Annotated in this window: 7 protein-coding genes and 1 tRNA gene; 3 read left to right on the forward strand and 5 right to left on the reverse strand. The window is 57.4% G+C overall.

All coding sequences use genetic code 11. The features are described from left to right. The 5 genes from pulA to pgm all read right to left on the reverse strand — a co-directional run. Positions 1-3476 (reverse strand): type I pullulanase (gene pulA / locus KBX13_RS11290; RefSeq protein ID WP_256022258.1); only part of this gene is annotated, 3476 nt, incomplete at its 3' end. Between the two features lie 201 nt (positions 3477-3677). Continuing rightward, positions 3678-3750, reverse strand: a tRNA-Ala gene (locus KBX13_RS11295). 85 nt (positions 3751-3835) lie between these two features. Beyond that, complete coding sequence (locus tag KBX13_RS11300) at positions 3836-4564, reverse strand: DsbA family protein (protein WP_070361966.1); 729 nt, start codon at positions 4562-4564, stop codon at positions 3836-3838. Positions 4565-4617: 53 nt separating this feature from the next. Then, positions 4618-5088 carry a MauE/DoxX family redox-associated membrane protein gene (locus KBX13_RS11305; RefSeq protein ID WP_070361965.1) on the reverse strand — a complete coding sequence of 157 codons (471 nt, stop codon included), beginning with the start codon at positions 5086-5088 and terminating at the stop codon, positions 4618-4620. An 11-nt stretch (positions 5089-5099) separates the two neighbouring features. Next, entirely contained in the window at positions 5100-6755 is a 1656-nt protein-coding gene (pgm, locus tag KBX13_RS11310; protein WP_256022260.1) for a phosphoglucomutase (alpha-D-glucose-1,6-bisphosphate-dependent), read from the reverse strand. 169 nt (positions 6756-6924) lie between these two features. Here pgm and KBX13_RS11315 point away from each other — a divergent pair, with 169 nt between their 5' ends. The 3 genes from KBX13_RS11315 to KBX13_RS11325 are packed head-to-tail and all read left to right on the forward strand — an operon-like array spanning position 6925 to position 9086. After that, positions 6925-8343, forward strand: coding sequence for a sodium:alanine symporter family protein (locus KBX13_RS11315; protein WP_256005444.1), 1419 nt, complete (start codon positions 6925-6927; stop codon positions 8341-8343). Positions 8344-8364: 21 nt separating this feature from the next. Continuing rightward, complete coding sequence (locus KBX13_RS11320; protein ID WP_256022261.1) at positions 8365-8736, forward strand: CrcB family protein; 372 nt, start codon at positions 8365-8367, stop codon at positions 8734-8736. Continuing rightward, positions 8736-9086, forward strand: coding sequence for a CrcB family protein (locus tag KBX13_RS11325; protein WP_256007910.1), 351 nt, complete (start codon positions 8736-8738; stop codon positions 9084-9086). Before KBX13_RS11320 ends, KBX13_RS11325 begins: the two co-directional genes overlap by 1 nt. Positions 9087-9316 lie beyond the last annotated feature (230 nt).

Consider the following 9316-nt stretch of genomic DNA (forward strand, 5'->3'; position numbering starts at 1 on the left):
TCCGGCTTGGCAGACGAACTCGGCTCTGGTTTTGCACTCGTGCTCGGCTTCACGCTTGGCTCCGGCTTCGCAGTCGTACTCGGCTCCGACTTTGTAGACGTGGTTGGCTTGACAGACGTGCTCGGTGACGGCACTGCCTTTGTAGAACTCTTCACCGTCGTCGTCGGCTCCGGCTTGGCAGACGAACTCGGCTCTGGTTTTGCACTCGTGCTCGGCTTCACGCTTGGCTCCGGCTTCGCAGTCGTACTCGGCTCCGACTTTGTAGACGTGGTTGGCTTGACAGACGTGCTCGGTGACGGCACTGCCTTTGTAGAACTCTTCACCGTCGTCGTCGGCTCCGGCTTCGCGGGCGTACTCGGCTCCTCGCTCGTAGTCGGGTTCGGCTTCGCGGTCGCGCTCGTGCTTGGCTTCACGCTCGGCTCCGGCTTGGCAGTCGTACTCGGCTCCTCGCTCGTAGTCGGGTTCGGCGATGTCTCAGGCTCAGGGGTCTCTCGCAGCAGCATGATACTCAACGGTGGAACAGCAACCTCTCCGGTTGAGGAAAGAGCGCGTGGCTCGCCGTAAACATCCATCCCCTGAATCATGACTTCGTACTCGCCAGCAGGCAGTGGGGCCTGCCATGGTTCGGATGCAGCGTTCACGTACACGAAGGCGTCGCTATCACCTGCAAATGCATCCTTCACGGTGTAGCCCACGTGGTTCGTGTTGATGCTGTCTGCTTCCGCAGTGATTTCGTGAGTGTACTTGCTGTTGATCGCTTCATAGCTTGGTAGGCGCATGAAATCGTACTGCTTACGGAACGCGTTCAGGTCGCGGAAGAACTGAACTTCCTTTGCGAACTGTGCCGCCCTGTCGTAGTCGAATACGTTGACTGCGTCGGGCGACTTATACGAGTTATGATCGCCCGACTTCGTGCGCAGGAACTCTTGCCCCGCGTGAATGAACACTGCACCGTTCGCCAAGTACTGCGTGGCGGTACCCAGCGTGTGCCGCTTTGCGATCTCTCCATCAGAGGCGTGCGGCATGCTGCCCTTGAGCTTGTCAAACATCGTGTAGTTGTCGTGGGCCTCGTTGTACACCACGGACTGCTCCGGGCCGAGGTAGTCCCGCACGTGCTGGGCACCCTTAATGTTGTTCAGCAAGTCCCACGAGCGGTGTTCCTGGTTCGCTCCGTTGATGAAGCCGGTGTGCGTCAGCTCGAAGTTGTCGCCCTTGACGGTGTCGCGGTACTGATCGTTGAAGAAAGCAATGCCAGGCAGTTTGTCGGCGTTCTTCTGGTTCGCACCAAGTACGCCGGCTGGATGGTTCCCCATCTCCCAGCCTTCACCGAGGATAACGATCGACGGATCAATCTCGTTGAGTGCTTCGCGTACGGCGTTCATCGTCTCAACGTCATGGATCCCCATAAGGTCGAAACGGAACCCATCGATTCCATAGTTCTTTGCCCAGTACGTCACAGAGTCGACGATGTACTTGCGCATCATCAGTTGCTCTGAAGCAGTTTCATTGCCGACGCCGGTCCCGTCAAAGAAGTTACAGTTCGAATCCATCCGGAAGAAGTAGTTGGGAACCGTCTGCTGCAGTGGCGAGTTTTCCGGGGTGTATACGTGGTTGTACACCACGTCCATAATGACCCGAATATCGTTGTCGTGCAGCGTTGAGATCATGGACTTCAGCTCCACAATCCGCGCGGTTGGGTCCTGGGGGTCCGTCGAATAGGAGCCCTCAGGAACGTTGTAATTCTGTGGGTCGTAGCCCCAGTTGTACTGTGCATTAAACGACAAGTCACCGGTCTCGTCCACGGACCCAAAGTCGTAAATCGGCAGCAACTGCACATGGGTGACGCCGAGGGACTTCAAGTAATCCAAGCCGGACAGGTTACCCGCCTGCGTCTTGGTCCCGGCTTCGGCCAGGCCCAGGAACTTCCCCTTGTTTGTGATGCCGTTGTCAGGCCCGATGGTCAGGTCACGCACATGCGCCTCGTAAATGATGGCGTCGCGCATCGAAGAAAACGGTGCCATCCGCTTGCCGTCCCAGTTGTTTGGGGCTGTCTTCTCCGCATCGATAACTACGGTGCGTGTTCCATTTGCAGTCACTGCCCGCGCGTACGGGTCAATTGCTTCGTTGACTGTTCCGTTTTCAAACGTGAGCCGGTAGCGGTACTCCAAGCCCTGCTTGTCACCATCGAGGGTGAGTTCCCAGGTTCCGCGCTCACCCCGCTTCATCGGAGTCGCAGCAGCATCGTCAGAGTAGTTTACGAATTCTACCGACTTTGCCGTTGGTGCCCAGACCCTAAACGTGGTCTTATCCGGGCTGTAGATCGCACCGAGCTCGCCGTCGTAAAAATACTTCTCGTTAAACTCTTTCGAGTGCAACGCAGAGCACTTGTTCTCAGGCGCCGGTGGCACGTCGTCCTTGGAGTAATAAATCGTGGAATCACCCTCAACTAGCCAGATCTCGGCTTTTCCATCCGGGAAGTCCGAAACATAAAGGTCATCAGGACTATTTTTCGACGCCCACTCATTACCAGGATCCGAGCGCCGCACTACAAGACCAACTTTCTCGATCCCCTTGGGGTTTTCGTGCGTGATGGTAGCAGTGTGATCATCCGTGAAATCTACCCTATGCCCGTCCTCATCCGGCAACCAGGTCCACACATTCCAGTTTTCGTAGTTATTATCGTGCCGCACATAGTGCACGGTGAGCGAAACCTTCGTTGACAACCCATTCGGTTCCTCTGCAGGAGTGAACTCGTAGCTGCTGTCGGCATCAATAGTTATATGCCCCGTGGTGGGGATATCGCGCAGGTCCTTCGATTGCCACGCCCACTCCCGCTCGGCAGTCGAGCGACGCACAATCAAGTTGACCTTGTCGTGCCCAGCAACGGACGGGATTTCTGCAGTAAGCTGCCCAGCCCCATTCTTTCCAGTAAAGGGAACTGACGTTCCGTCATTCTCTCCGTACCAAACCCAAAGGTTGTACTCGCTTTCTGAGACAGCAGGATCAGGGGTGAAGCTCACCTGCAATGCGCACTGCGCTCCAGTACGGAACGGCCCATCGGGCTTATAGCTGAAGGAGCATGCGTCTGCCTTTGCATACACCGAGTTACCGGTCTGTACGCCTTCAAAGACTGCGGACTCCCATATGCGGTTTTCCTGCTCGCCCTGCTGGAGCGAAAGGGTATCTGTACGATACACCTGGAAATTTAAGGGGTGTTCTTTCGTTGCGACAGTCGCATACAGGTCGCCATTAGGCAAGACACTTGAGAACATCTGCCGCTGCTTGTTGTCGCCCTGCGCCCAGTAATCCACACGGTAGGTGGTAAGCGGCTTTTCAACCGCAGGATCCGGGGTGAAGGTCAGGTACATTACATCAGTGTTTTGGAAGGCTCGCGCTACCGGCGCAGTACCTCCCGTAAACACCAACAGGAATGTCAGCAAGAACCCCAAGATGCTCTTATATGTTGGTGATTTCATTGGCCCTCCTAGACCAAAACAGCATCAAGATGAAAAATATGACCATTCCTTAAGTTAGCACGACCTAGAGACTCTTCAATCACTTTAAGTATGGTTAGTAATCTGCATCACACCCTTAATCGGGGGACCAGTTACCTTTCATAACAACAAAAAAGCTCCCCACCGGTTTTGTAATCAAACCAATGGGGAGCTGTCCTCTTGTGGAGCTAACGGGATTCGAACCCGTGACCCCCACACTGCCAGTGTGGTGCGCTACCAACTGCGCCATAGCCCCTTGAACTCTTACGAGCTTTCATCACCATACACGTGAAGAGAGCCTGGCCACAAATCATGCAGCCAGCCCCCACACGGACATATAGTTAGCTGTTTGCGACGGTATCGACCCAGTTGTTGATCTCGCCTTCAACGTCCTTGCCGTCAACCATGACGCGCGGAGTCCCCGCCTCACCGCCGCGCTCTTGCTGCAACTTCAAGTTACCGTTCGACATTGCGCGCGCAGCATCGTAATAGGTCTTATCACGGATATCCTGCACCGCCTTGTCGCTCGCGCCGTAGTCACGCGCCAGGTCAGCAAGGTCATCGTCGGTCACCTTCGAGTACACATCCCTCTGGTTCACCATCAGGTGGTCGCGGAGGTTCATCATCGCCGCTGGCTCATCATTAGCGACGAGTGCCAGCTCCGCAGCCAGCCCCATCGTGGAGTGGCCATTGGTCAGGCCATCGAGCGTCACCATCGGGCGCAGCTCGACCTCGATCTTGCCCTCACGCAGCTTCTCGAGCATCTGCTCATCCGTCGCTACTGCCAGATCTGCACAGTGTGGGCACGAAAAGTCCTCGTAGAGCTCTGCCATCGGGGCGTCGTCGACATCTTCGGCTGCGAGGCGAATGAAGTGGTCGTCCTCGTTCCAGCTCACAGTGATGCCAGTAGTGTCAATCATGTTCTCGGCCATGGCTGCCTCGCGGCCCTTCTTGCCGTTGACGAAAATCAGGCCGATCACAAGCGCCGCGATCGCAATCACTGCAACGATTGCCCAGATGAACCCTGCACCGTTCTTCTCGTTCGGGTTCTTCACCTTACGGGTAGTCACGTATTTACTCCTTGACGTTGGAAATTGCCCAACAGCTTAATCGCTGGATGAGGCTATGGATAAATCGCAAACTTCTTGTACGGCACATAAATCATGAACAAGGTCGCCGCGATCAAGACAAAGTCACGCAGGATCGTCTCAATGAGGTTCGTGCCTTCATCTGACGGCTGCGGGCCAAAGCACCCACAGTCGATGACCAGCCCTCGCGACCACGCCGAGTACATCCCGATGATGAACAGCACCAGGACCCCGATCGAGACCCAGCCGCATTCACGCAGCTTGATGCCAGCCAGCAGGAGCAGGCCACCGGCCAGCTCCAACGGTCCGATCCACTGCGCCAAAATATTCGACCACTCATGGGTGAAAATCTCGTACGCAATGATATTTTGCGCCACTTCCATGTGGGCGCCAATCTTCGTCCACCCGGCGACAATCCACACAGCCGCCAGCCCAAATCGCGCCGCAGCCGACGCGATTTCCAGCAGCTTGCCTCTTGCCTGTTTGGTCTCGTGTGTCTCAGTCACGATTGGCCATTCTATCCGAGCACCTGCGCAACAAGCTCTTTCGCAGCCTGCTGCACCTGCACCAAATGCTCCTTGCCCTTGAAGCTCTCGGCGTAAATCTTGTACTTGTCCTCCGTGCCCGATGGTCGCGCCGCGAACCAGGCGTTTTCCGTGGTGACCTTCAGGCCGCCAATCGGTGCACCGTTGCCTGGTGCCTCGGTCAGCTTCGCGGTGATTGGTTCACCAGCCAGCTCGGTCGCGGTGACTTGCTCCGGGGAGAGCGCCTTCAGCGTCGCCTTCTGCTCGCGGTTCGCCGGGGCATCGATACGAGCGTATGCCGGGGAGCCGAACTTCTCAGCGAGCTCAGCGTAGCGTTGCGACGGCGTCTTCCCCGTCACAGCTGTAATCTCCGCCGCGAGCAGATCCAGAATCAGGCCGTCCTTATCAGTCGACCACACCGTGCCATCCTTCCGCAGGAAGGACGCACCCGCGGATTCTTCGCCGCCGAAACCAACGGTGCCGTCGATAAGCCCTGGTACGAACCACTTGAAGCCGACTGGAACCTCGACAAGCTTGCGCCCGAGCGATGCCACTACACGGTCAATCATCGACGAGGACACCAGCGTCTTGCCAACTGCGGTGTTGTCCGCCCAGCCCTCGCGATGTGAGAACAGGTACTCAATCGCGACGGCGAGGTAATGGTTCGGGTTCATCAGGCCGGCGTCCGGCGTGACGATCCCGTGGCGGTCCGAGTCAGCGTCGTTGCCGGTAGCGATGTCATACTTGTCACGATTGTGCACCAGCGACGCCATCGAGTCCGGCGAGGAGCAATCCATGCGAATCTTGCCATCAGTGTCGAGCGTCATGAAACGCCAGGTCGGGTCGACCTCCGGGTTCACCACGGTCATATTCAGGCCGTGCTTCTCAGCGATTGCACCCCAATAATCGACGCTCGCTCCGCCCATCGGATCTGCGCCGATGCTCAGACCGGATTCACGAATCGCCGCAATGTCGACGACGTTCGGCAAGTCATTGATGTAGTTATTCAGGTAGTCGTAGCGCTGCGCACGCTCATCGAGTACGCCCGACGCTGCGGAGCGCTTCACGCCCTCCAAACCGTTTGCGATGTACTCGTTCGCCTGCTTCGCAATCCAGTCAGTCGCGTCCGTGTCAGCCGGACCACCCGACGGCGGGTTGTACTTGAAACCACCATCACGCGGGGGATTGTGCGACGGCGTAATCACAATGCCGTCCGCGCGCTTCGGATCAGTACCCGTGACCCCGCCAGAAAGCTTCGCGTTGTGCGACAAGATTGCGTGCGACACCGCCGGAGTCGGTGTGTAACGCCCAGCGGCGTCAACAAGCACCTCAACCCCATTGCCAAACAGCACCTCAAGCGCGGAGACCATCGCCGGCTCAGACAACGCGTGTGTATCGCGCCCGATGAAGACCGGACCGCCAATGTTTTGCTCACGACGGTAGTCGACGATCGCCTGCGTGGTCGCCAGAATATGCACCTCATTAAACGCGTTATCCAGCGAAGAACCACGGTGACCAGAGGTACCAAACACCACCTGCTGGTCAGGATTGTGCGGGTCTACATCACGGGTGTAGTAAGCAGTCACCAACGACGCGATATCGATCAAATCTTCCAGGCGGGCAATCTGGCCAGCACGTTCATGAGCCATACGACAACATCCTTTCGAATACGTTCACACCCATCTTTCCCTTTTTTGGAAACTTCCGCCAGAAAAATCGTACAAACCGTGTACACACGTGAGGTTATGTGTCTATTATCTCAATCACGTTATCGGGAGAAAGGTAACCTGGCCCACACCCTATTGCGAAAGGATCACGATGGCTGCGCAACTCAACGAAACCCTCGGTACGATTGCCTCGTTCGTCTGGGGCCCATTCCTGCTCATCCCGCTGCTGCTCGGCACGGGCCTCTTCCTGACCGTCCGAATGGGTGGCATCCAGTTCCGCACACTAGGCCGCGCAACCCGCCACGCGTTCGTCGATAAGAATGAAGAAGGCTCCGGCGACATCAGCAACTACCAGGCCTTAACGACGGCCCTCGCCGCAACAGTCGGCACCGGCAACATCGTCGGCGTAGCCACCGCGATCTCGATCGGTGGGCCGGGCTCCCTGCTCTGGATCTGGGTCACAGGCATCGTCGGTATGGCGTCGAAATACTCCGAGGCCTACCTCGGCGTCCGCTTCCGCACCACCGACGACAAAGGACGCCAACAAGGCGGACCACACGAGTACCTCCGCCGCGGAATCCCGGGCCCGCTGGGGTCCGTGCTCGCGGTCGCGTTCATGCTCTTTACTATCTTCGCGTCTTTCGGCATCGGTAACCTCACTCAAGGCAATTCCATCGCTGCAGGCATGCAGGAAGCATTCGGCATCGAACCTACTGTCTCCGGCATCCTGATCTTCATTGGCGTCGGCGCAGCCATCTTGGGTGGTATTGAAGGCATCGGCAAGATCACGGCAGCGTTCGTTCCCCTGATGATTGTTCTCTATGTCGGTGGCGGCATCGTCGCGCTCGCTTTGATGGCAGACCAGATCCCTGCCGCTATCTCTCTCATCTTCCACGACGCGTTCACCGGCTCAGCCGCGACCGGTGGCTTCGTCGGCTCCACCATCATGATGGCAATCCAGTTCGGTGTTGCCCGCGGCATCTTCTCCAACGAGTCTGGCATGGGCTCTGCAGCAATCGCCGCTGCGGCAGCGAAGACCCAGCACCCCACCCGCCAGGCGCTGGTATCCATGACCCAGACGTTCATTGACACCCTGATCGTTGTTACCATCACCGGCCTTGTCATCGTGACCTCCGGGACCTGGGACATGGGACGCGACGAGGCAGCAGTCATGACCGCACGCGGCTTCTCGACGGTCCTGCCAGGCACCTGGGGCGGCGACATCGTCTCCGTTTCCCTCATCTTCTTCGCATTCTCTACGATCCTGGGCTGGTCCTACTACGGCGAACGCGCCGCAACCGCCCTCTTCGGCCAGTGGGCTTCATTGCCATACAAGATGTTCTTCACCGCCGTAGCGTTCCTCGGCGCCACCACGCACCTCGAACTCGTATGGACGTTCTCCGACCTGGCGAACGGCCTCATGGCAGTCCCGAATCTCATTGGTCTGCTGCTGCTTTCCGGGCTCGTCGCACGAGAGACTCGCGAGTATCTCAAATTCGATCCGAAGCTTCGCCGCAGCCCCGAGGAGGTTGCAGTATTTGTAAAGCAGCAAGGCATGAATTGGAAGTAAGCGCACTAGTAGACTTCTGGTGTGCAATTACAAAACATTGAGTCGAATGAGCCCCTCGCTGTAGGCCTCGGAGCTGGCACGGGAGCACTTACGCGCTACGTGCTTACAGCGGGACTCCTTGCGGTGCTGCCAGCAGCACCGCATTACGCATTTCTGGTCACGCTTGGCATCAACGTGTTGGGCAGCTACGCAATGGGTTACTTCCGACCAGGCCCATTACTCGGCACAGGTTTCCTCGGAGGCTTCACGACGTTCTCCGCTCTCACCGTCGCCGCAGCGCAAACGACTGCAATCACTGCGTTCATCTACGTACTCTCCAGCGTTGTTCTCTGCATCGCTGGCTGGTGGGCTGGCGACACCATGCGTGATCGCAAGGAGGCAGGTGATCGATAGTGTTTATTGACCCAATTGCTATCCCTGCAGTGTTCTTTGGCGGCGCGTTAGGCGGCGCCACACGGTGGTGGATTAGTTCCGCCCTCCCCCCGCGCAAGGGCACCTTCACGGCCAACGCTGCTGCATCCATGGTCCTCGGTTTTACAGTCGCGATGGCGCCGATGTGGGCAGTGTTCATTGGAACGGGATTTGCTGGTGCGCTCTCTACATGGTCAACGCTCGCCAAAGAAGCAGGAATGCTGCTCAAAGAGCGCAGGTACGCACCATGCGCGAAGTATCTGTTGTGGACGCTCGCCGTCGGCGTTGCGTTCGCAGGGCTAGGCGCTATGCGCGGTAACGCGGCATTTTAGACGACTACCAAGCGCTGCAAATACTTTTGGTGTGTTGTCTGTGGATCAGAATTGGTAACCGGCCACACACAACCATCCCTGTTTGTTTGTTGTGTGGGGGTGCACAAAAAAGAGTGTGGTGGGTACCACCACCCCCACAACGGGAACAGTGACACCCACCACACACAAGAAAATGAAGTTATAGGCCGGCGGTAACCTACTCTCCCACACCCTCCCAGGTGCAGTACCAT

Origin of the sequence: Corynebacterium sp. CCUG 51687 (assembly GCF_024453995.1) — a bacterium.
In the GTDB taxonomy this organism is placed as follows: Bacteria; Actinomycetota; Actinomycetes; order Mycobacteriales; family Mycobacteriaceae; genus Corynebacterium; species Corynebacterium pseudogenitalium.